This is a genomic window from Bacillus sp. FSL R5-0422, from assembly GCF_038610765.1.
GTDB classification, from domain to species: Bacteria; Bacillota; Bacilli; order Bacillales; family Bacillaceae; genus Bacillus; species Bacillus pumilus_O.
Genome location: NZ_CP152014.1, coordinates 828977 through 850601, shown reverse-complemented (window position 1 = coordinate 850601; position 21625 = coordinate 828977). Strand labels below are relative to the sequence as shown.

Genomic DNA, 21625 nt, shown 5'->3' with positions numbered 1-21625 from the left:
CTTTTTAAAATTGTATTGAGACAAGCTGGGAAATATGTCATGTTTTTGACAAGCATAAAAAAGCCTATCCGCTAGAATCGGATAGGCTTCTACTAATTTAATGTTTGAATGGTAAAAAGATGACGATAGTGGCTTTCTCTGTTCATTAATTCTTCGTGTGTTCCTTTTTCCACAATCTCGCCTTGTTCCATGACGACAATGAGGTCAGCATGTGTAATTGTTGATAAGCGGTGTGCGACAATAAAGGTTGTGCGGTCCTTCGCTAGCTTTTGCATCGCTTCTTGAATGTAATGTTCACTTTCTAAATCTAGTGCAGACGTTGCTTCATCTAAAATCAACAGCGGTGGATTTTTTAGAAAGACCCTTGCAATGGAAATCCGTTGTTTTTGACCACCTGATAGCTTCACGCCCCGTTCTCCTACCTTGGTGTCATATCCTTCAGGAAGAGACATAATAAAATCATGGGCATTTGCCGCTTTTGCAGCCGAAACAATTTTTTCAAAAGAGGCTTCTGGATCTCCAACCGCAATGTTTTCTTTAATCGTGTCACTGAATAGGAATGTATCCTGCAGCACCATGCCGACTTGATTTCGAAGGCTTCTTGCTTTGTACTCTTTTATATCAATGCCGTCAATTTCAAGTGATCCGTTTGTCACATCATAAAATCTTGGAATTAAGCTGACGAGCGTCGACTTCCCCCCGCCGCTCATTCCAACAAGTGCAACCGTTTGTCCTTTTTCTACTTTCAAGGAGATATTGCGGAGAATCTCTTCCTGCGTGTGTTCATAACGAAATGACACATGTTTAAATTCGACCTCTCCTTTTAAATGATCGGCTTCTTTTGCATTCGGCCGATCGGTTACCTCGTATGGCTCATCAATAAATTCAAAAATACGATCCATTGACGCTACCGACTGAGTTAAAGTCGTGGATGAGTTGATGAGGCGGCGAATCGGGTTGTACATCCGGTCAATATAACCAACAAAGGCAATCATGGTCCCGATCGAAAGTGATCCATTAATGACAGTGTAGCCGGCAAATGCAATGATCAATAGCGGTGCAATATCAGTAATGGTATTGACGACGGCAAATGTTTTGGCGTTCCAATTCGTATGGTTGATCGCTTTGTTTAAGAAATTTTTATTTTCATCATGAAAATTCTCTTGTTCATATTCTTCAATGGCAAAGCTCCGAATGACTGGCATTCCTTGTACCCGCTCATGTAGATGCCCTTGCACTTCAGCCAGCGCCTGTGACCGCTCTTTTGTCAGCTTGCGGAGCCTGCCGTAAAAAAACTTCACTGCAAACGCATATAACGGAAAAATAATGACAGACACGATGGTGAGCTTGATGTCCAGTGTACACATAATGGCGATCACGATGAGCACGGTCATCAAATCAAGCCAAATATTCATAAGACCTGTGATGACAAACTCTTTTGTCTGCTCCACATCGTTGATGACTCTAGAAATAATTTCTCCTGTTCTCGTGTTGGCATAATAACGAAGGCTGAGTTTTTGAATATGCGAAAACAGTTTTTCTCGAATATCAAATAATACTTTACTGCCTGTCCACTGCGCATAGTATTGTCTATAGTATTCAACAGGCGGTCTCATCACTAAAAATAAGACGAGCATAATTCCCATAATCATCAGCAGAGATGATGTCTTTTCGTCAGCCGACCCCGAGCCTTGAATGACATCATCAATGACATACTTTAAAAGCAGAGGCAATGTTAAGGGAATCGAGAACTTGATCATCCCGATGACCATTGTCAATGCAATCTGTTTTTTATACGGTGTTACAAAAGCCATGTAACGTTTAATGACCCCCATGTAAATCTCCTTCCCAATCTATCAGTGCCTCTTATCCGTACGCAATCAAAAACCTGTTAGCCTAAAAAGCTAAACAGGTTTTTGTTGCTCTTGCTTATTTTGTATAATGTAAAAAACGTTCATACCACATATCCACAAATTCAGGAGCAAACGGACCTTTCCGCTGGTGAATCCAGTGCAATAATGTATTCAGATGCTCTCTTAAGATACTATCGATTTCCTTTGGATAATTCATCTGCCTCTTATGATCTGCATATTCATCCTCATCCAAAATATTGTATGTCATGTCCGGAAAGACTTTGACATCTAAATCGTAATCAATATACTTAATGGCTTCTTCATCTGTTGCAAAAGGAGAGCTGATGTTGCAGTAATAATATACCCCATCATCTCTAAGCATCCCAATCACATTAAACCATTGTTTTGCATGGAAATAGCAAATAGCCGGTTCTCTCGTCATCCAAGTACGGCCGTCGGATTCAGTCACCATTGTCCGGTCGTTTGCACCAATGATACACAATTCCGTTGCTTTCAGAATGGTGGTTTCATTCCAAATCCTGTGGATCAAGCCATTGTGTTTATAGCTTTGAATTTGGATGGTTTCTCCTTCCTTGGGATAGCCCATATTTTCTCCCCTACTTTCTATAACAAAAAAACCTAACAGTCCAAAGACCTAAGTTCCCAACTAAACATGTCTCTATTATATTATACCGTTACATCATTAAAAAATGAAATGAAAAAGCCATTCAACCCAATTGAACGGCACACTGTTTTACATCACGGTTGAACTCTTTTCCATCTGCTTATATGAGTTGATGACCTCTTCTGTCTGTTTTGTAAACAAGGTTTGGACTTTTTGCAGTTCTTCACGTTTCTGTTTGATTTGATCATGAAGCTTGGTCCACTCTGCTTTTTTTTCATCTTGTAGCAATTGTTTTTCTGTTTCTAAGCATAGGTCGAGTTCTCCCTGTACATTGAGCAGTTGATCCATGAGTTGCATTTGTTCTTTTACAAGCTGATCGAAATCAGACATCTAACTCCTCCCTTTTATTTTCATCCACTTTTTATCTGTATACCATTTCTTGAAAGATCGCCGAAATCCTTTGACTGTTTATGTAGAGGTTTTACAGGTTTTGTCGGATGGTGGGAGAGGCAAAAAGAAAAGCACTTCATTCGTAGATGAAGTGCTTCAGCGTGCAGACAAACCCTCGCATTCGGTGTCAGGTCTGCGCTTCGGTGCTCACGAATGTCAAATTCGCTCCGCTCCGATGCTCGTCCTTCCTAGACTTCAAAGGTTTTCATGTCACGCTGAAAAGAAGACAAAGAGCTAAAATGAAGATCATTTTAGCCCTTTGTCAACGATCTGAAAGAAAAGCACTTCATTCGTAGATGAAGTGCTTTCTCTGTTTCAGTGATTAGCTGTTTTGTTGTTTGTTTTGCTCAGCTTTTTGGTTATATTTTTTTACGTGCTGCGCGTCAGTCTCGCTAGCAAATTCAGTGCCATATTGACCACCTTGTGCAGCAGCTTGGTTTTGTTTCTTTACTTGTTGTGCGTTTGTTTTGTTTTGTTGTTGATCCATCATTATCACCTCCACGCACATTAATTTGTGCAGAAGGTGCAAATCCTATTCATGATTTTTTTAAACAAGCAAAGAACGTCCGCCATCCACGATAATCGTTTGTCCTCTAATCATGTCTGCCTTGCCTGATACAAGGAATTCCACGCTGTCGACCATATCTTTAATTTCCACCATTCGGCCAGCTGGAGTATTTTTCTTGGCATCTTCTAAAAGCTCTTCTCGGTTCGGGAAGTGCTTAAGTGCGTCTGTATCGATCGCGCCGCCTGATACAGCATTCACGACGATATTTTTTTGTGACAGCTCAACAGATAGATAACGCGTCAATGCTTCTAATGCTGCTTTTGAGACGCCAACTACTGTGTAATTTTCAAGATAGCGAATAGAGCCTAGTGAGCTAATGCTGACGATATGTCCGCCGCCGTTTTTCTCCATTAATTTGGCTGCTTCTTGTCCGCAGAATAACAAGGCCTTCGCATTGATATTCATGGTCCAGTCCCAATGATTTTCTTCAAGTTCCATGATTGGACGCTGAACGCCAGATGCCGCATTGTTCACAAATACATCTAAACGGCCAAAGGTTTCGTCGATTTGCTGAAACATATCTTTGATTTTCTCTGGCTGACCTACGTTGGCTTTGACAACCAATGTTTTGACACCCATCGCTTCAATTTCTTCCGCTGTTTCAAGTGCGGCTTTTTTGCTTCTCGCATAGTTAATGACAATGTCATATCCTTTTTCAGCTAGGCGAAGGGCTACTTCTTTTCCTACACCTCTGCTGCTACCTGTAATTAATGCACATTTACGTTGACTCATTATGGTTCATCTCCTGATTTGAATAGTTTTCGTCCATTCGCTTCACACTAATAGAAAGTTCCTATTAGGAGGTTACATTCATGTATGTCGGACGCGATTTAAGCCAGCTTGGCATGATGTCCAAGGATCAATGGAAAGATACTGAGCTTGCTTACTTTCATCATGCTTTCCAACAAATTTTACCTTATTTAAACGAAGAAGGGCAATCTAAGTATCGAGAAATCATTTCTGAAATCGAAGACCGCGGGGGTCTGCACCGAAATGAAGCCGATTATACCCACGGTACAACGGTTAAATACGACTAGGTTCTTCAAGTGCCATCTTCCAAATTTTTTGGTGTGAGACTGGCAAAGCATATGCCTCAAATTCTTCTGTTGTGACTTTTTTCAGCATCGTGTCATCAGATACAGATGTCACACGTCCAAAGAAAACAGAAATATTCCAGATGAGGTGGGTAAATACATGCTGAATGGTGCCTTCTAAATCACCAAGCTCGGCTTGTACACCTGCCTCCTCTTTTAAGAAATCCATTAGCTGCTCTTTTTCCGTTTTTCTTCCCTTTATGGTTTCCAAGTTAGGGAATTCCCATAAATTCGCAAGAAGGCCTGTACTTGGCCGCTTATGAATATAGAGGTTACCTGCGTCATCAAATAACACCGCTGCTGCCATTGATTTTGCAGTCGGTTTTTTCTTTTTACTTTTCACTGGGAGCTCATGCTGAACGCCTTCTTCGAGTGCCGAGCAATGCATGTTCACAGGACAAATGAGGCATGCAGGGGATGTTGGGGTGCAAATGAGCGCACCAAGCTCCATCAGCCCTTGATTGAATTCTGATGGCTTTTCCCGGGAAATGAGCTGATCGACCGCAAACTCGAAAATATTTCTCGTTTTTGGTTTTGCAATATCATCCCATATGGACAAAATACGGGAAATGACCCTCATAACGTTGCCGTCTACCGCAGGGTATGGCTTGTTATAGGCGATACTCAGCACTGCGCCACTCGTATATGGTCCTACACCTTTGAGCTTTGAAAATTGCTCTTTCGTATCAGGGACAACGCCCTCGTAGGATTCATATACTTCTTTCACAGCTGCCTGTAAATTACGCACTCGTGAGTAGTAGCCAAGACCTTCCCATGCTTTCATGACTTTTTCTTCATCAGCTAAAGCGAGATCTTTCACTGTCGGGAATTGCTCCATAAACCGGTTGAAGTACGGAATGACCGTATCCACTCTCGTTTGCTGAAGCATCACTTCTGATACCCAGACTCTGTATGGATCTTGATTTTCACGCCACGGAAGTGTTCGTTGTTCTTTTTCGTACCAATCGATTAAATCATGCTGAAATCCCGCAATATCTTTGCGGTCCAGCTTTTCTTGAATGTCTTTCATATCTATACTCCTTCTCATTGAACCGAGGGCTAACGTTCTGAAAAGAACCTTATTTGTTGTATACTGTTTGTAGATACGTTAACATGTTACATTAAATCAAGACAAAGCAAAAGTGCTTTTGCACATAGTCTTGAAAGAAGGCGTATACTTTGTATGATTGTTCCTAAGCATGACAACTAGGAGGTAATCAATTGGATACTGGTACTCATGTAGTAATGGGCATTTCTCTTGGGGGACTTGCACTTTTAGATCCAGCCGTCAGCGCAGATCCACACATGGCACATGCCGTGATGATCGCGACCATCGCCGGCTCCCAAGCACCAGACATTGATACTGTGCTAAAACTAAAAAATAATGCAGTTTATATAAGAAATCACCGAGGATTTACACATTCCATTCCAGCTGTACTGTTTTGGTCATTGCTGATTCCGGCTGTGATTTTCCCATTTGTGCCTGGGGCGAATTTACTTCACCTTTGGTTATGGACACTATTAGCCGTTGTGCTTCATGTGTTTGTCGATATTTTCAACGCATACGGCACGCAGGCCATTCGTCCTTTTTCAAAGAAATGGGTAGCACTTGGGATTATAAACACGTTTGATCCATTCATCTTTTTTACACACCTTGTCGCCATCGTCGTTTGGGCGATTGGCGGACATCCTGGCTATACGTTCATTACGCTGTATGCCGTGATTTTCTGTTATTATATCGTCAGGGTGATCATGCAGCTTCAAATTAAACGCCAGCTGCGTGCTCGATTTGATGAAATTGAAGACATTATTATTTCGCCTACGATGAAGTTCAGACAATGGCGCATTGCCGTGAAATGTAAATCCTCTTTCCATGTTGGGCGCAGTATGAATGGAGAGGTCGTCATTTTAGACACCTTTAACCGGGTGCCGGTCCCTGATACTGAAATTATGAAAATTGCCAAACAAGACGAAAACATTTCAGCCTTTCTCTCCTTCTCCCCTGTCTACCGGTGGGAGGTAGATAAATACAAGGATCATTATGAGGTGCGGTTCATTGATTTGCGCTACCGCAGCAAAGGTCACTATCCTTTCGTCGCGATCTGCCATATCGACATGGACCACCAAATCAAAAATTCCTATACCGGCTGGATTTTCAGTGAAGAAAAACTGCAAAAAAAATTAAGACTCGGCTCTGTGTGAGCGAGTCTTTTTTTGTGCTTACAACTCTTACATCTTCGTCATATATTCCACAATAAACTCCCAAAATCCAGGTCCTTCTTGGTAAATCAGCCGGTCTACTTTTTCGATGAGTTTGATATAGAGTTCTTGTTCTAGGTCTTCTCTTTCTTGATATGCCGTGTTTTGTAGTTTCTTTTTGATCATGGGTGTGAAGGTTTCAATGAGTTCTTCCATTTCTCCATTCGTCATTTTTTCTTCGTTCACGGACATCTCCCCCTGTTTCTTCTTTTAGTTTGTGGAGCGCTTTTTTGTGGATGTTTGAGATGTTTTGTCTCGTTTCGCCTAGCCGGTCGGCTATTTCTTTCATTGTTTGACCTTCAACATAAATATGGGTTAAGACCATTTTTTGTTTGTCTGTGAGCTGCTGGTAGGCCTTGTACAATCTTTTGTCTTGCAGGTGCTCCCCTAAGTCTTGCTGGTTGAAGAGCACGGCTTCATACGTATCTGTTTGAACAGGATCTTTCACTTCTTGATGATCAGGATGATCGAGTATGAGCGGAAATCGCTGCTGCTTTTTTTTGACTCGTTTATCAAAGTCGACTGAAAAGATGCGGATCATTGTGGAAATATACTTGATGATGCGGATTTTTTGATAAAACTGCTTGAACTCGGAATCTAGTTTTTTCGCATTTTCTTCGTTTGGCTCTTCCATGACTTGCCGGAGCAGCTGCTGGTTTTTAGGATTGCTTAAAAATTGCTGAATGAGTGGGTGATCAATGATTTCATTCCATTTTGCTTTCAATAACAGCCGATAATCCATGTGCATCCTCCCCTTTGTTCTCTCTACTTGCATTAAGTGGACAAAAGTTAAAAAAAGTAAACTTTGTGAGACGGGTCTAATGGTTCATTTTCTCCCCCTTTGATTTCCTATTTCTTCTTTCATACCACTTATAGAGAAGACGAGCATCCGCTGGGAGGTGAGACAAATGGAGACCTTTTTTTCGGAGGAATGGCTGAAGCAGCTCGGTCAAGCTGGCTTTCCTGCCATTTTGACAGTTTACTTGCTGACACGTTTTGAACGAAAGTTTGATGAATTAAGCAAACTCATCCAACGATTGGTCGCTGTTCAAAAAAATGATGAATCAGATTGACATCTTCTTGATTCGTTTCACCTTATGAAAACGAGGGCGAAATGAAAGACCTTTTGTCACCTCACACAATACGATGTTGAAAGGGGATTTTATCATGAGTGAAAAACAAAATGGTGTACCGCAGCCGATTCGAGGAGAAAAAGGTGCAACGGTCAAAATTCCACGTAATCTCGAGCGAGACAGACAAAACCCAGATATGCTCACGCCACCAGAAACCGATCATGGAACGGTTCCCAACATGAAATATTCTTTTTCTGATACGCACAACCGTTTAGAAAAAGGCGGTTACGCCAGAGAAGTCACGGTACGTGAACTGCCAATCTCTAAAAGTCTTGCCTCTGTGAACATGCGGCTAAAGCCTGGTGCAATTCGCGAGCTGCACTGGCATAAAGAAGCGGAATGGGCGTACATGATTTATGGGGAAGCCCGAATTACATCGGTTGATGCAGAGGGACGCAATTTTACAGAGGATGTGACCGAGGGTGATTTGTGGTACTTCCCTTCCGGCTTGCCGCATTCTATTCAAGCACTTGAACCGGGAGCTGAATTCTTGCTTGTGTTTGATGATGGGTCTTTCTCTGAAAATAGTACGTTCCAAGTGACTGATTGGCTTGCCCATACGCCAGAGGAAGTTGTGCTCCAAAACTTTGGAATGACAAAGGAGCAATTTGAGAAACTGCCACAGAAAGAGAAGTATATTTTCCAGCAAGGAATTCCTGGTTCCCTTGAGTGTGACAAGGTGAAAACAGAGCAAGGTGAAGTCCCAAATTCCTTTAAATATGAGTTGTTAAAGCAAGAACCGATTACGTCAAGCGGTGGACAAGTGTGGATTGCGGATTCTACCAATTTCAAAGCGTCTAAAACGATTGCCTCTGCTCTAGTGAAAGTCGATCCAGGCGCCATTCGTGAGCTGCACTGGCATCCAAATACGGATGAATGGCAATATTTCATTTCTGGAAAAGCTCGAATGACGGTATTTGCTTCTGATGGACATGCGAGAACCTTCAACTATCAGGCGGGAGACGTTGGCTATGTGCCATTTGCGATGGGACATTATGTAGAAAATACAGGTGACGAACCGCTTTATTTCTTAGAAATCTTCAAGAGCGACCATTATGCAGATATCTCGCTCAATCAGTGGCTTGCGGTCACACCGAAACAGCTTGTTCTTGATCATTTAGATCAAGGTGAAGAATTCTTGAAATTGCTTGATACTGAAAAACACCCTGTCATCGCTGCGCCTAAAAAAGAGGATTGATTCCAGCCTTCCTGCAAAAAGGCTATCCTTTTTGCAGGTATCTTCATGTAAAGGAGTGTTGTTTCCCCATGCAGCAATCTGTTCACGCTTTAAGGCAAGGGTTGAAGTGGCTGATGGCGACGTCGGCTGTCTGTTACATATTTTTGTTGTTTTGTGTGCTGTTCTTTCATTTGACGGGTGCTTTTTATCAATCGATTTTATCGCTACTACTGTTTATGGGCATCTATGTTGTACTCGGAATCTCTTTTGAACATCTGGAACACGTGCTCATGCGGTTTGTTCGCAAGTGTCGGTCCAAAAAACGATCTATCGTTTTCTATGCTGTTTTATTTCATCTTTTGTTTAATTGGGGTGCTGTCTATGTATCAGACGAATTGGTTGACGGCATTTTGCTGACTACTTCTGAAGAAATTCTCTTTGCCATGAGTCTTTGGCTATTTCATTTTTTGTTTGATTATGCGACGTTTCCATTTGAGAAAGAAGCTTAGTGACTCTCTATCTTCTTTTTGTGGAGAGCGCTTGTTTGACCTGCTCCATATGATGAAGATTATGCTTAATCAAACCTGGAAAATAACTTGATAACGTCAGCTCGGTTTGACCGATCAGAAAGGGTGTAGTCCAGCGAGATGCTTCGATTTTCTTCATTTCTTGAAGCAATTCTGTTCTGACAGCAATAAACCGCCCGATCGTCTCGCTTCTCTCTTCGTGTCTTGCCCTTTCGGCTGACTGTCGATTCATTTCATGCACATCCGGTGCCTTACATAACGCTCGATCGTTCCAAAATTCCTTTAGGCGATCGTGTAAAATAAATTCATCCCACGGAACGAAATGTGCGATGATCTCAGCAATGCTCCACTTTCCATCAACGATGGCGTGGCGCCACTCTTCGTCTGTTACTTCCGCTAGTGACTGTACCCATTCAAGGGTGTGTTCATAGTGTTTTATCACGGTGTCTTTGTTCATGTTTTGTTATCCCCTTCATGTTTTTAAAAGAAGTTGATCAGAAATTGGTTAGTTTCATTCTTGCTAAATCGTTTATAACATATTATCATATACTTTAATTACCAAATGAAAAAGGGGAATTGTGATACGCTGTCCTATATGAAAAAGCTTATTTTTTTGCACTAAAATAAACCGACCGGTCTGTTTATGAAATAGGAGGTAAAATAATGAAATCTCAAAATGTGATTATTATCGGCAGTGGTGTAGCAGGATTGGCTACTGCGTTATTTTTAAAAAAGGCTGGAATGGAAAGTACGATTTATGAAAGCAGGTCAGATGAAGAATTAGAAACAGGAGCAGGTTTTTTACTGTCTCCAAATGGGGTAAAGATTTTGGATGGAATCGGGTGTAAAAATGAAGTGATAGCAAATGCAACCGTGATAAAGAAGATCCAGCAAATAAACAGTGAAAATGAAGTAGAAGCGATCTTTTGCAATTATAGTGAAAAATATTATGATGCCCCTTTACTGAACGTCATGAGAGACCAAATCATCCAATCACTTTTAAAAGAAGTTCACCGCCAAGGAATAGAAGTGACATACAACAAAAAGTTAACCTCGATCAAACAGCAGCCTCATTCCGTTCAGGTTCTTTTTGAAGATGAAACTGTGATAACAGGTGATATCGTAATAGGAGCAGATGGAACTTTTTCTAAAACAAGAGAGGCTATTGCGTTTAATGCTAAATTAGACTATAGCGGTTTTTGGGGACTACAAGGAGTATCGTTTGTGAAGGATTTTGTATTGGATGAGACAACATGTTATTTTTACAATGACGGAAACTTTCAATTCATTTTTGGGAAAGCGCATCCAACAAATAAAATGAATATTTTATGGCAAGCTTTCTCTCAGTGTCCTGAGAAGTTACCTACAAAACATTTTGAGAAAGCCAATAAAGAAACAATCCGACAGTTATTATATAAACAAATGGAAGGCTGGAATATTCCGAAGCACCTTTTTGCCATTATCGATCATACAGAGATGTTTTTCCCAAGAAGTATTTATGAAATCAAGAACCTCTCTGTGTGGTCAAAAGGACGTGTTGTTCTTGTAGGTGATGCGGTACATACGGCGAATCCTTTTGTTGGTCAAGGAGCATCATATAGTCTAGAAGATGCCATGCTCATAGCAAAGATGCTAAGGGATCATGATTATCGAGATGCGTTCTATTATTATGAAAAGGATCGAAGAAAGAGGACAGAAGAATTGAATGCGCTATTTCAGCACATGAGTATTCAAAACGAAATTGATAAAAAAATGAACGAATACACGATTGAATGGGATGAAGAAACTTACGTATGAGATGAAAGATAAAAAAACACCACTTATGCTGAAAAGTGGTGTTTCTTGTGTTTTCTCCGTGCATAGAGGATCGCACCGATCAAACTGACGAGTGAAATCAATGCGAGAATTCTGATATAAGGCGGATAGTAGGTTAGCACAATCTTGTTTTCGCCTTTTTCTATTGGAAAACCAATAAACGTGTAGTTGGCTTGTTCAATTTCGGTTTTGTGTCCATTCACCGTGAGCTCCCAGCCTTTTTCATATGGAACGGGCAGAATCATGTAGTCATCACCACGTTTGTTCTCATATGAAATCGTAAAGCGGTTATTTTTAAGTTTCACCTGCTGGCTGCCATCATCCAGTTTTTCTTTTTCATATGCTTTCTCTAGGACGCGGTAAGGTTCATGATACAGCTTCAGTTGATTGAGCTCATATGTCCCTTTTGGTACTCGAATGGAGAGGATTTTTTCCGCAGGGACCCGAATCGCCACGTCATTAACTCCTGTTTTGTAGATAGACGTATTGCTTTTGCGTGATGTGACGTAGTCATCCACAGATAACTGAAACCCTTCGTTACGGTCGGTCCGCTTCACATAAAAGCTCACATACACATCCCCCATGCGAGCGATATCATCTGGAAGGGTGATATTCAGCCCACCCGTTTTCCCGTATACATCAAGCACGCCTTTTTCGTATACCGCTTGTTCAGTATGAATGTTTGTATCCTTTATTCGATCAGGCGATTGGTCGATTTCAGCATTTCCTTTTTTGTTTAAGATCACACCTTGCAACATCGCATGTTCTTTATCAAGTGCTGACGCATGCTCTAGTGACTTTTCTGAATAGACGGTACTCGTTGTTCTTGCAAATGGCAGTGACCGTGTATTTTCATATACCTCATAATGCTCACTTTTCAAGATTGGCTTAAAATAAGCGGGCGGTGAGTAAGGCATCATACTGTTTCTCATATAATACTTCCCGTAGGTCAGACTGTATAAATTCGCCCTATCCCCCATTGTTGCATACCGGCTGACACTTTCCCGTCCCATATCGATTTGCAGGTCATTCCAATAAAAATTGAGCAAATGCTGATTCAATATACTTGAATACACACTCATGCCTTGGAAGCCTTCAAATAACGGGGTATTGTTTCGCACGCCATTCATCCAATCAATCCGGGCGAGCGGGTCGTTTGAGCGGCTTTGAATCTGCTGAATGAGCTTCATTTGCTCATGTCCAGCATATGCCTCACTATTCAGATACGTATCTGATACGCTCTTTATATTGCTTCTTTCAGATAAGTATCCCTGCTGATACACGCCTGCTGTCATTAGGCTGACAACGATGAGCACTGCTGAAAAGAGACGAAGATGCTGACGTTTTTCCGCATGCATCCATAGGAAGAACAAGCTAATGACAAGCAGTCCTATACCTGTAAACACAACGACATCCATGTTTCCCTTTGCTCGTTCTGAAAGGGCGACTGCGAGAAGGAACACGATCCAAGCGCCTAAGACCGCACGCTTTTTCCACTTCCACTCGATTTGCGAGAAATGCTTGATCGTGATGGCAACGACCGCTCCAACTGTAAAGGCAAGAATGTATTCAAACCTGTACTGCGGTGCCGAAAAACCATTAAACACACTCGCCATCTTCGGGCTAAAGTGAAAAATAATGAGCAGGATACTGATGGATGTGAACATGAAAAACCATCTGTTCCGGTAAAGCGGTACGAGAAAAAGACAAATCAGAAAAATCACAGGTAATAAATACACCCTGCTTGTAAACAGCAGATGATCATGCAGGTCAAACCAAGGAATCGCCTGTTCATACGGCGGTCTTATATTGTTAAGAAAGCCATAAACAGACGGGATAAAAAAGGCGGCACTAATCCCAAAAGATAACAGTGTAGAAATCGCAAGCGTCCAGAACACTTTCCACCCGCGTTCCTCACTTCTCAGCTTGATCATATATCTGAAGACAAGATAGATCGCTAAAAAGATAAAGTGAATATAAGCAAAGTAAAAATTGTTGATCAGCATCAAACTGCAAGCCGCAATAAACCAAGCCGGCTTACCTGTTTTGAAAATCCGCTCCACCCCAAGTACAAGTAGCGGAAGCCACATCATGCTGTCGGTGAAAAATTCCCAAAACGTTTGATGCCGGAAATATACAATAGATAGTCCATAAATTGCGGCACCTGTCAGTGCACCCAATCTATTTTGAACCATTGAAAGAAGCACACGGTAAGCGATGAAAAGAATAAGCGTCAGCTTGATCACACTCAGCCAAATCACGGCATTTGCCCAGAAATGAATGTCCGTTGACTGTATGAGATGGAGCGCATTCATCAGCCAGACGACAGCGACTGTGACCATAAAGACCGTCGACGTTGTGAAATAATATCCTAATTGCGTGTATGTACCGCCGCCTAGACCGAATTGATAGGAATAAAAGAAATTCCCTTTGACATATTCGTCGTAAAGCAGCTTTTTAAATGGGAGCATTTGCGAGATGCCATCCCCGTCTCCTGTCATGTACCGGCCTTGCGTATATTCATATAAGAAAAAGGAGTGGCCTAATAATGCTAGAATGAGGCATATTCCAATGATTATCCATCTACGTTTCATCATCTAAATCCTTTCCAGAAAAGATCCATTGTTCTTTGAAACAAAACAACCCAGCAAGCGAATCGTGCTTGCCGGTTATTTGACTCCACGTTATTTAAATAACTGTGTTAACACTCGGTCTTGTTCCTTAGAGCTTGTCTCTTGCTGCATGACATTTGATTCTTGGATCAAATAATGCGGCCTCTTTTTCGTTTCATAATAAATGCGGCCAATATATTCTCCAATCACACCTAGACTCAAAAGCTGGACACCTCCGAGGAAAAGTACAGCCGATATTAAAGTGAAATAACCAGGTACCATCACACCCGTTCTGACGATTTGAATAAAGGTGGCCACGATGTAAATCAAAGAAAGGAATAAGATCAGTATGCCAGTATAAAAACAAATACGCAGCGGGCGGTTGTTAAAAGAAATGACGCCATCTATGCCGTAGTTAAACAACTTCTTTAGTGACCATTTTGTATCACCATGCTGTCTTTCTACATTTTCATAATAGATCACTTTTTCTTCAAACCCAATCCAGCAAAAAAGCCCTTTTGAAAAACGATTTCCTTCTTTTAGCTGAAGCAATGCATCGATTGCTTGGCGAGAAATTAAACGGAAATCTCCGACGCCATCACGCAAGTCCACTTCGACTACCTTGTTCATCACTTTATAGTACATTGAGGATAAGTAAGAGCGAAGCTTGCTGTCTCCTTTACGGTTCCGTTTGGCAATGACTTGGTGGTAGCCTTCTTCATATCCTCTGACGAAGTCCTGAATCAAATACGTTGGGTGCTGCAAGTCGGCGTCCATGATGATCGCAGCCACTCCCTTCGCATATTCAAGTCCTGCCAGAATAGCGGCTTCCTTCCCAAAGTTACGTGAGAAGGAAATGTATTTGACCTTTGCACTTTTGCGAGAGAGCTCTCTCATGTATTGAAGTGTATTGTCTTTGCTTCCATCATTCACAAAAATGATTTCAAAGTCATAATGAAAATCGCGAAACTCTTCCTCGAGTGCCTCAAAGATTCGTCTGATGTTTTCACCTTCATTGTAAGAAGGAATTATAACAGAGAGCAATTCTCGTTCCATATCGCACCTTCTCTTCACTTTTTTCACATAGTCTGATATGTTCATTATTCCTTTTTTGTCAGGAAACGAAACCCTTTTTTATTATCCATAAATTACATGTCTCTTTAATCGTTCTATTATATCAAAGTTTTATTTCCAGTGATTTTCAGCAAGATGAATTTAATGTAATTTTAAGTTTAACCATTGTAAAAAGCCTGTAATTTCGATCACAGACTGGGTATTGCATCATAAAATTGTTTGCTTCTTTATATATTTTCCTATTTATTGAAAAAGATGAGCGGGCCCTTCTTTTAATGAAGTAACCCTTTATTCTGCCCTTGTAGATGATCGTTTGCCTTTGATTGTTTATTTTGGAATAAATGCAGCTGCGCACCGTAGCTCTCAATCCATTCGTGGACAATCCGTTCAGTTGTGTCCTGTCCTTTATACTTGTGGCCAGCCTTTGCATAGGTCGTTTCAAAATCACTCCAAAGCAACTCTACCCATGTACGCGCTTCGTCATATGTCAGCATATTATTTTTTTCCATTAGTTGTTCTGTTAATCGCTCAAAGTATTGTTCCATATCGGTTCCTCCTTCATCTAGCAGAAAGTGCCTTTTTAAAAAAACCTCTTTTTTCATATACTACCCTTACGTCTTCAAAAGACGCAAATGATTTGTATTGTTTGGAGGGAATCGATATGCGTAATAAAGCAAAAGGCTTTCCAAATCAAGTGAATCACAAATTTGAAGGCGAGCCAGGCGCCACAGATGCTTATGCGTCTAAAAGGCCGAGTGGTGAGACGAATACACGTCCACAGGAACGAATGAGGGCATCAGGGAAACGCTAATTTTTCCAAAGGGAGTGCTTGAGATATGAGTTCAAATGGGAAATCGTATATGGAAGACTTTGTTCAATTAAGGACAACCGCTTACCCTACACCATGGGCGAATGCAAAGCATTCTGCCTCTCAGGTCAATGGAGAAACGCAGCAATCGCAGCACGACATCGTACTTCAGAACAACGTCCGTAAACAACGTTCGAAGTAAAGAAAAGGACTGATCTCTCGGATCAGTCCTTTTTCGTCAGCATTGAAATGGGCAGGGCATCTTCTTTATTTGGAGCTGATAGTCTGTATCCCCACGCAAATACACCATTTAAATATTCCACATAAAACGCTTCGTCTGTATCTTTAATTTGATAGGCCGTTTTGGTTTGAATCAAGGCTGGATCTACTAAGTAGGCTTTAGCCATATCGATTTTCCGTTCTAAGACGGCATATTCATTCACAATGCCAAGCTGCTCAGCCTTTCGTGCTTTTTCAGAAAGAGAGGCAATCTCTTGCTTCAATTCGTATTCCGTCATCTCACTATAACGTTTGTCCATCTGTCATTCCCCTTTGTCTAAAACGTGATCAATTGTGTCGAGATCAAAGCCTTTTCTGAATAAAAATTGCTTCACCTTCATCTTCTTTTCAAATGATCCGTCGTATCCTACCTTGCGTTTTGCCTTCTCCATCATATAAAGGAGCGCTTCTTCTTCCTTTTCCTCTTCTTGTCCATCATAGGCTTCTTGAAGGGCTTTATCAATGATCTCAAACGAAAATCCCTTTCGCTGCAGCTGAAGTTTGATGCGCTGCTCGATTTCTTTTGTGGAACGATTTTTTTCTTTTCTCACAAGCTTTTGAACCTGCTTCACAGCCTCCTCCAGCTGTAAGTCATCAGGATATTGTGATAGTGCTTGTTCAATGTGGTCATCCTCTATTCCTTTGAGCTTTAGCTCTTTTTTCAGAACGGATGGCCCTTTGCTGTTCGTTTTACGATGGGTACTGACATAAGCTTCTGCAAATTCGAGATCATTTACATACTTGTAATGCTTTAATTTGTGTATAATTTCACTAATGGCAGGTGTCGGGATTTCTTTTTTCGTCAAATAATCGGTGACTTCTTTCACTGATCTCATTCGGTAGGATAAATAATCGACGGCCTGCTGAAATCCTTTTTTCACAGCATCACCGAATTGAATGTCGATGATATCGGCTTCATCCAGCTCTTTTCCTTTTTTCAAATCGTGCTGAACGAGCACATCTAGATCCACGCTAAAGGCGTACTTTTCATCAAGAAAGATGTTCACCCGCTCTGTATTGTTTTTCTGAGCGGAGATTTTTGTAATATAGGGCATCCTGTGATCACTCCTTTTTTCAAACAGTCAGGATGTTTCTTCTGATTCAAAATCGTGAAAGATATAGGTATGTATATGAGAGGAGAGATGTCAATTGAATATCGCCATCACCGGAGGAACCGGTTTTATCGGCCAGCACATCACGAAAGTGCTCGCTGCTGAAGGACATCATCTATATATTTTAACAAGAAATCCGAAGGAATCCGAACAAAATCATTTACACTATGTGCAGTGGCTGACAGAAGGTGCTGCGCCTGAGCATGAATTGCCTGCGATTGATGTCTGGATTAACCTTGCTGGAAAATCCATTTTCACCCGCTGGACAGACAAGGCAAAAGAAGGCATCCTCTCTAGCCGTATTCAATCCACACAAGAAGTGAGACGCATTATAGAAGCGCAGGAATCAAAACCATCTGTGCTCATTCAAGCAAGTGCTGTTGGCATTTATGGCACGTCTCAAACAGGAGATTTTACAGAGGAATCACCTCCTGCGGATACTGATTTCTTAAGTCATACATCTAAACTTTGGGAAGCTGAGGGGCAAAAGATTGAAGCACTCGGCATTCGTACGGTCTACACACGCTTCGGCGTCGTATTAGGAGAAAAAGGGACACTGCCACTAATGACACTGCCATATAAACTATTTGCGGGCGGAACGATTGGCTCCGGCTCGCAATGGGTTTCATGGGTTCATGTCGAAGATGTAGCACATCTCATTGCTTATGCCATACACAATGACGACATCTCAGGTCCACTCAATGTCACATCACCGAATCCTGTTCAAATGAAGCAGCTCGGACAAACGATTGCGTCTGCCCTTCACCGCCCTCACTGGCTGAAGGTCCCATCCTTTGTCATTCGAACGGCACTTGGCGAAATGTCATTACTTGTTTTAGAAGGTCAGCGTGCGCTGCCGAAGAAGGCATTGCTTTCTTCTTATGACTTTTTGCATCCTGAATTAAAAGAAGCGATTTTGCATTCAAAGGAATAAATGTTGTCAAAAACACCCATCCTATTAAAAATGAGATGAGGGGGCGATTTTGATGAAGAAAAAAGAACACCAGCCAACTTCAAAGCTGAAGAAAACCCAGGAAGTCCTGTATCAGCAGGAATTCAAAAAAGCGGAAAGAGCAGCAGAAAAAAGAAACAAATAAGATGGATATTCCACTCCAACAAGCACATAACTAAAATGATCTTGTAAAGGAGGGAAAGGCTTTGAAAAAAGACCAACACCAAAAAACCAACCACGAGCTTGCTGCACAAGAGTCGGATGGCGAATATGTTGAATTTTCCAAAGAACTTGCAGATCCGAATGACGTAAAAGCAATGGCACGTATGAAAGCAGCCGACCAGCGCGCCAAAAAACAATAAGTAAAAAAAGCAGCCCCTACAGCGGTCTGCTTTTCTTTTATTTAATTTCTGTAAGGAGGCTTGATGCTTTCTGACGTGATTTTTCCTCAGGCACCTCTTCTGGATAACCAATATGAAGGATGGCAGCAAATCGCTCGTTTTCCTTTAAGCCCATGTCCTGTTGAAAGCCTTTGTCGTATAAGATTCGGCCGCTCTTCCACACCATACCGATTCCTTGATCCCAGGCAAGCAGCTGTAAGTTTTGAATGAGTGCGCTCACAGCGGCAAAATCATCATTTCTCACCACTGGGTTCTCGTCTTCCTTTAACACCACAAGTAAAAGGGCTGGAACTTTTGAAAAGTAATCTCTATATTGATTGATCTTTTCTTCCTTTGCATCTGGGTTGTTGCGCTTGAAGAACGCAATAAAGCGTTCAACAAATGTCGCTTTCGCTTCATCCGTCACCGCATATAGAAAGCGCCACGGCTCCGTGATTTTATGATTCGGTGCATAGACCGCATCCTCTAATAACGGCTGAAGCTGCTCGATGGTCACCGGCGTTTCTTTAAATTTTCGAATGGATCGTCTATATCTGACAGCGTCTCGTACCGTTAACGCTTCTGTTTTTTGTTTGATTTCTGGCATATGTGTCATCCTTTCAATCAATCTTAATTGAAATTGATTCTCATTCACATTATAAACATCATTTCGTACAGTTGCAAATGGTGTTTCCCCTCCCGTCTGCTAAAAAGTTGTTTGAGTTTTTCAAGTAATGTTACAATCATATTACGTTTTAAACAAATTTTGATAAAAAAACCAAGATGATGTAATGATTTCAGGTATTCCCATTTTGTCTAATTCGGTTTTTTTGTCAAAAGGCTTTCAACCCATGATTGGAAGGGAGGCTTCTGGATGGAATGAAAATCAATATCGGGCAAATCATTAAGCTCTACCGGTATAAACAAAATATGACCCAATCTGAATTGGCAGAAGGAATTTGTTCTGTCTCTCATTTAAGTAAAATCGAAAATGGCTCAAAGGAGGCCAATCAAGATACGATCAATTTACTGCTTGAACGACTTGGCATCAGTCAAGAAACGCTGTCACAAAAGGCGCGTCATCTGCTGTCACTCTTGGATGAGTTTCAAATGAATATGTATTTCTATGCACTCGATCAAGCTGAACAAAATGCAGAAATGATCATTCAGCATGAGGAACAGTTCTTTTCGCTCGATTTAGGCATTCAGTATCATTTGTCCTTATTTCAATTTTATTTATTATCGGACAAGCAGCCGCTTGCCTTAAAAACACATCGCGTGCTTAAAAAGTTTGAAAAAACCTTTATTGAAACGGAAAAAGAGATATTTGAATATCTAGATGGCATTCATCTTATTCAAAATGGTCAGCTTGAAGAAGGCATAAAGAAACTTGAGAGCTGCTTTTCTTACGCGTCTGTTGAACAAAGTGACCTGTATTATCACTATGCAAAAGCACTTGGAAACATGGGACAACTTGGTGATGCGCTTGAAGCAACCCATCAAGCGATGGATTTATATAGACAAAAGAACAATTTCAAACGGATTATTCACTGCACACTCATTCATGGCGTGATCTCACTGGAACTAAAAGCCTTTCAAACGGCGAAGAAATATTTAAAAGAAGTGATTTTGCACACATCCCTTTATCCTGATGCCTATATTAAAATGACCGCTTATTTTTATTACGGTGTGCTTTTAAAGCGGGAAGGCGATTTCTCTTCAGCTGTGCCTTATTTACTAGATTCACTCAATTACTTTAATCAAGAACAGATAGAAGACCGTTATTGTGAAACTCTTTATGAAATTGCGACATTATATGCTGAATACGACCGCAAAAAGGCACTTCCCTACATACATGAGCTGTTAAAACAGCCTCGTATTCAGCCAAACTGTTTATATATGATTAAAATCTATAAATTGATGATTGAGGAAAACCCTCTTGATTTGAAAACCTATTTGATCGAAGCAGCCCTACCTTACTTTAAACACAATGAGCTGCACAGTGAGTACTTGTTTGCTCTTAGAACCTTGCTTTCCTATGCGGCTTCTGAGCTTGATGAGGATGCGTTTATGTCCTACACGAGAACGCTACTTCAACATCTTGCATCATACGTCCCCTATTACAAAAAAGCATGACCTTCTGCCGATCGAAGGTCATGCTTTTCTTATTCATTAAATGGTCTTCTGTTGATCTGTATCAGGACGGGTGACTTGTTTGACTGAATGGACATACCGTTTTTTCGCAAAGTAATCGTACGCATGCTGACCAAAGCCTAACCAAATGCTGATTACAATGAATGGGATCGTTCCCCATAATGCAGGGATATTGCAAGCAATTTTCAGCAATGTATAGATCCCTGAGTTTTTTTGGTTTTTGGCTAATGCAATTGACACGATTCGCTTTTCTGCCTTTTCTTCACTTATTTTGTTCAGTTTGAGCAGCTGCGAGTGTCGAAAGGATTCGAAATGAATACGGTTCTTCCAATCGAGAGCTTTCAACAAGTCCATCGCTTTTGCACATGAAGGGCTTTGCCCGTCATAAAACACAAGCAGCCTAAGTGATTTGATGGAACGCTGTTCTCTTTTTTTCGATTCAGCGAGCTTCTTTTTTTCTTGATCGAGATAAATGATTTTTTTCATAGATTGATCGCCAGCCCTTTTCCGTCATTTGTTTTTTAGTTCGTTCAAAGGAGATTACAACTAGATTACTATAGTTGCTGGGCCTCTTGTATTGGGAAAAAGCAAACCAACGTGCGTTATATGAGCCTTTAGATAAGGGCAAAAATGAGGTTTTCATGGCACATATGAGGTTTTTCAACTAAAAATGGTTGGGAAAATCGTGATGCTTTGCGGTTTTCTGCGGTTTTCGGTAGAATTCTGCGGTTTTTCTACATCTTTATGCGGTGT

Annotated in this window: 27 protein-coding genes and 1 pseudogene; 12 read left to right on the top strand and 16 right to left on the bottom strand. The window is 41.2% G+C overall.

The genetic code is table 11. The features are described from left to right. Positions 1–92: 92 nt before the first annotated feature. The 5 genes and pseudogenes from MKX52_RS04130 to fabL form a co-directional block, all read right to left on the bottom strand. Positions 93–1835 carry an ABC transporter ATP-binding protein gene (locus MKX52_RS04130; RefSeq protein ID WP_342491547.1) on the bottom strand — a complete coding sequence of 581 codons (1743 nt, stop codon included), beginning with the start codon at positions 1833–1835 and terminating at the stop codon, positions 93–95. A gap of 94 nt (positions 1836–1929) precedes the next feature. Beyond that, a complete protein-coding gene (locus MKX52_RS04125; protein ID WP_012009337.1) occupies positions 1930–2460 on the bottom strand; it encodes a DUF402 domain-containing protein in 531 nt (176 codons plus the stop codon). Between the two features lie 147 nt (positions 2461–2607). Next, positions 2608–2868, bottom strand: a complete 261-nt coding sequence (locus MKX52_RS04120; RefSeq protein ID WP_144457507.1) for a YgaB family protein — start codon at positions 2866–2868, stop codon at positions 2608–2610. 382 nt (positions 2869–3250) lie between these two features. After that, positions 3251–3400: pseudogene (locus MKX52_RS04115) on the bottom strand (gamma-type small acid-soluble spore protein); the annotation flags it as partial. 75 nt (positions 3401–3475) lie between these two features. Beyond that, positions 3476–4228, bottom strand: a complete 753-nt coding sequence (gene fabL / locus MKX52_RS04110; RefSeq protein ID WP_024425800.1) for an enoyl-[acyl-carrier-protein] reductase FabL — start codon at positions 4226–4228, stop codon at positions 3476–3478. Between the two features lie 80 nt (positions 4229–4308). Here fabL and MKX52_RS04105 point away from each other — a divergent pair, with 80 nt between their 5' ends. Further along, positions 4309–4533: a hypothetical protein gene (locus MKX52_RS04105; protein ID WP_003217808.1), complete on the top strand. Its 225-nt coding sequence runs from the start codon at positions 4309–4311 to the stop codon at positions 4531–4533. Here the strand turns inward: MKX52_RS04105 and mutY are convergent. After that, on the bottom strand, positions 4520–5620 hold the full coding sequence (gene mutY, locus MKX52_RS04100; protein ID WP_012009333.1) for an A/G-specific adenine glycosylase: 1101 nt from the start codon (positions 5618–5620) through the stop codon (positions 4520–4522). The genes MKX52_RS04105 and mutY overlap by 14 nt on opposite strands. Positions 5621–5811: 191 nt before the next feature. Between mutY and MKX52_RS04095 the strand changes: the two genes are divergently transcribed. Next, complete coding sequence (locus MKX52_RS04095) at positions 5812–6792, top strand: metal-dependent hydrolase (RefSeq protein ID WP_106036204.1); 981 nt, start codon at positions 5812–5814, stop codon at positions 6790–6792. A 27-nt stretch (positions 6793–6819) separates the two neighbouring features. Here MKX52_RS04095 and rsoA read toward each other — a convergent pair whose 3' ends face one another. Together rsoA and MKX52_RS04085 are read right to left on the bottom strand one after the other, a co-directional pair. Beyond that, the gene (gene rsoA / locus MKX52_RS04090; RefSeq protein ID WP_041815290.1) at positions 6820–7041 is read right to left on the bottom strand and encodes a sigma-O factor regulator RsoA; all 222 of its coding nucleotides are present in this window, start codon (positions 7039–7041) and stop codon (positions 6820–6822) included. Next, complete coding sequence (locus MKX52_RS04085; protein WP_342491546.1) at positions 6989–7591, bottom strand: sigma-70 family RNA polymerase sigma factor; 603 nt, start codon at positions 7589–7591, stop codon at positions 6989–6991. The genes rsoA and MKX52_RS04085 overlap by 53 nt, the downstream gene beginning before the upstream one ends. Before the next feature lie 166 nt (positions 7592–7757). Between MKX52_RS04085 and MKX52_RS04080 the strand changes: the two genes are divergently transcribed. The 3 genes from MKX52_RS04080 to MKX52_RS04070 all read left to right on the top strand — a co-directional run bounded on the left by MKX52_RS04080 (position 7758) and on the right by MKX52_RS04070 (position 9668). Continuing rightward, the gene (locus MKX52_RS04080; protein ID WP_003217819.1) at positions 7758–7922 is read left to right on the top strand and encodes a YvrJ family protein; all 165 of its coding nucleotides are present in this window, start codon (positions 7758–7760) and stop codon (positions 7920–7922) included. A gap of 94 nt (positions 7923–8016) precedes the next feature. Continuing rightward, positions 8017–9180 (top strand): oxalate decarboxylase family bicupin, encoded by a 1164-nt coding sequence (locus MKX52_RS04075; protein WP_342491545.1) that lies wholly within the window; start codon positions 8017–8019, stop codon positions 9178–9180. A 68-nt stretch (positions 9181–9248) separates the two neighbouring features. Beyond that, a complete protein-coding gene (locus MKX52_RS04070; protein ID WP_217016249.1) occupies positions 9249–9668 on the top strand; it encodes a regulatory YrvL family protein in 420 nt (139 codons plus the stop codon). 7 nt (positions 9669–9675) lie between these two features. On the opposite strand, the gene MKX52_RS04065 is transcribed toward MKX52_RS04070, so the two are convergent. Then, positions 9676–10143 (bottom strand): DinB family protein, encoded by a 468-nt coding sequence (locus tag MKX52_RS04065; RefSeq protein ID WP_342491544.1) that lies wholly within the window; start codon positions 10141–10143, stop codon positions 9676–9678. Between the two features lie 206 nt (positions 10144–10349). Between MKX52_RS04065 and MKX52_RS04060 the strand changes: the two genes are divergently transcribed. Further along, positions 10350–11483, top strand: coding sequence for an NAD(P)/FAD-dependent oxidoreductase (locus MKX52_RS04060; RefSeq protein ID WP_342491543.1), 1134 nt, complete (start codon positions 10350–10352; stop codon positions 11481–11483). 23 nt (positions 11484–11506) lie between these two features. Here the strand turns inward: MKX52_RS04060 and MKX52_RS04055 are convergent, their stop codons facing one another. The 3 genes from MKX52_RS04055 to MKX52_RS04045 form a co-directional block, all read right to left on the bottom strand. Next, positions 11507–14098, bottom strand: a complete 2592-nt coding sequence (locus MKX52_RS04055; RefSeq protein ID WP_342491542.1) for a YfhO family protein — start codon at positions 14096–14098, stop codon at positions 11507–11509. 87 nt (positions 14099–14185) lie between these two features. Next, on the bottom strand, positions 14186–15169 hold the full coding sequence (locus MKX52_RS04050; RefSeq protein WP_003217835.1) for a glycosyltransferase family 2 protein: 984 nt from the start codon (positions 15167–15169) through the stop codon (positions 14186–14188). A gap of 290 nt (positions 15170–15459) precedes the next feature. Beyond that, positions 15460–15732 carry a YfhJ family protein gene (locus tag MKX52_RS04045; protein ID WP_342491541.1) on the bottom strand — a complete coding sequence of 91 codons (273 nt, stop codon included), beginning with the start codon at positions 15730–15732 and terminating at the stop codon, positions 15460–15462. Between the two features lie 116 nt (positions 15733–15848). Here MKX52_RS04045 and MKX52_RS04040 point away from each other — a divergent pair, with 116 nt between their 5' ends. Together MKX52_RS04040 and MKX52_RS04035 are read left to right on the top strand one after the other, a co-directional pair. Beyond that, positions 15849–15998 carry a small, acid-soluble spore protein K gene (locus MKX52_RS04040; RefSeq protein WP_144504392.1) on the top strand — a complete coding sequence of 50 codons (150 nt, stop codon included), beginning with the start codon at positions 15849–15851 and terminating at the stop codon, positions 15996–15998. Between the two features lie 25 nt (positions 15999–16023). After that, entirely contained in the window at positions 16024–16197 is a 174-nt protein-coding gene (locus tag MKX52_RS04035; RefSeq protein ID WP_012009322.1) for a YpzG family protein, read from the top strand. A gap of 22 nt (positions 16198–16219) precedes the next feature. Here the strand turns inward: MKX52_RS04035 and MKX52_RS04030 are convergent, their stop codons facing one another. Then, positions 16220–16534: a YfhH family protein gene (locus MKX52_RS04030; RefSeq protein ID WP_012009321.1), complete on the bottom strand. Its 315-nt coding sequence runs from the start codon at positions 16532–16534 to the stop codon at positions 16220–16222. A gap of 3 nt (positions 16535–16537) precedes the next feature. After that, the gene (gene recX, locus MKX52_RS04025) at positions 16538–17329 is read right to left on the bottom strand and encodes a recombination regulator RecX (RefSeq protein ID WP_342491540.1); all 792 of its coding nucleotides are present in this window, start codon (positions 17327–17329) and stop codon (positions 16538–16540) included. 94 nt (positions 17330–17423) lie between these two features. Between recX and MKX52_RS04020 the strand changes: the two genes are divergently transcribed. From MKX52_RS04020 to MKX52_RS04010, 3 genes are all read left to right on the top strand, one after another. Continuing rightward, the gene (locus MKX52_RS04020) at positions 17424–18320 is read left to right on the top strand and encodes a TIGR01777 family oxidoreductase (protein ID WP_144522557.1); all 897 of its coding nucleotides are present in this window, start codon (positions 17424–17426) and stop codon (positions 18318–18320) included. A 52-nt stretch (positions 18321–18372) separates the two neighbouring features. Continuing rightward, positions 18373–18483 carry a YfhE family protein gene (locus MKX52_RS04015; protein WP_017358836.1) on the top strand — a complete coding sequence of 37 codons (111 nt, stop codon included), beginning with the start codon at positions 18373–18375 and terminating at the stop codon, positions 18481–18483. A 61-nt stretch (positions 18484–18544) separates the two neighbouring features. Next, positions 18545–18700, top strand: coding sequence for a YfhD family protein (locus MKX52_RS04010; RefSeq protein WP_012009317.1), 156 nt, complete (start codon positions 18545–18547; stop codon positions 18698–18700). Between the two features lie 37 nt (positions 18701–18737). Here MKX52_RS04010 and MKX52_RS04005 read toward each other — a convergent pair whose 3' ends face one another. Continuing rightward, the gene (locus MKX52_RS04005) at positions 18738–19325 is read right to left on the bottom strand and encodes a nitroreductase (RefSeq protein WP_342491539.1); all 588 of its coding nucleotides are present in this window, start codon (positions 19323–19325) and stop codon (positions 18738–18740) included. A 272-nt stretch (positions 19326–19597) separates the two neighbouring features. Between MKX52_RS04005 and MKX52_RS04000 the strand changes: the two genes are divergently transcribed. After that, positions 19598–20854, top strand: coding sequence for a transcriptional regulator (locus tag MKX52_RS04000; RefSeq protein ID WP_251184564.1), 1257 nt, complete (start codon positions 19598–19600; stop codon positions 20852–20854). A gap of 36 nt (positions 20855–20890) precedes the next feature. On the opposite strand, the gene MKX52_RS03995 is transcribed toward MKX52_RS04000, so the two are convergent. After that, complete coding sequence (locus tag MKX52_RS03995) at positions 20891–21358, bottom strand: DUF393 domain-containing protein (protein ID WP_216888531.1); 468 nt, start codon at positions 21356–21358, stop codon at positions 20891–20893. Positions 21359–21625: the final 267 nt, after the last annotated feature.